Source organism: Pseudomonas sp. EGD-AK9 (assembly GCF_000465935.2).
Taxonomy (GTDB): domain Bacteria; phylum Pseudomonadota; class Gammaproteobacteria; order Pseudomonadales; family Pseudomonadaceae; genus Aquipseudomonas.
Genome location: NZ_AVOF01000827.1, coordinates 1 through 655, shown reverse-complemented (window position 1 = coordinate 655; position 655 = coordinate 1). Strand labels below are relative to the sequence as shown.

At 70.4% G+C, this 655-nt stretch carries 1 protein-coding gene and 1 pseudogene; both read left to right on the top strand.

The genetic code is table 11. The features are described 5' to 3' along the window. On the top strand, positions 1-285 hold a 285-nt coding region (locus tag N878_RS24505; RefSeq protein ID WP_031304058.1), incomplete at its 5' end, for a glycerate kinase. A 96-nt stretch (positions 286-381) separates the two neighbouring features. Continuing rightward, positions 382-655: pseudogene (locus N878_RS24500) on the top strand (hypothetical protein); the annotation flags it as partial.

Genomic DNA, 655 nt, shown 5'->3' with positions numbered 1-655 from the left:
GCCGGCGCCGACCTGGTGATCACCGGCGAAGGGCGGATGGACGCGCAAACCCTGCACGGCAAGACGCCGGTGGGCGTGGCGCGAGTGGCACGCGCCGCCGGGGTGCCGGTGATCGCCCTGGCCGGCAGCCTCGGCGAGGGCTACCAGGCGCTGTACCAGGCTGGTATCGAGGCGGCCTTCAGCCTCGCCCCGGGGCCGATCTCGCTGGAGCAGGCCATGCGCGGCGCCGCCGCGGAACTCGAGGCGCGGGCGGTGGACATCGCCAGGCTGTGGCGTCTTAGCTGAACTGCGTCTGTCCGAATCGGCTATTGTTGAGTCACGGCCGTGACAGCCGCGTGGACGCGGCGTCTAATGGATTGAGAAACTTCTGGAGGAACTGCTATGCGTAAACCCACTCTGCTCATTACCTCGCTGGCCGCGTTGCTGGCCCTCGGCGGGTGTGCGTCCAGCCTGACCGGCGACACCTACAGCCGCGACGAGGCCCGGACCGTGCAGACGGTGCGCATGGGCACCATCGAGTCGCTGCGTCCGGTGAAGATCGAAGGCACCAAGACGCCGATCGGCGCCGGCGCCGGTGCGGTGATCGGCGGTATCGGCGGCAGCACGGTTGGCGGCGGCCGCGGCAGTGCGGTGGCGGCGGTGATTGGGGCGGTGG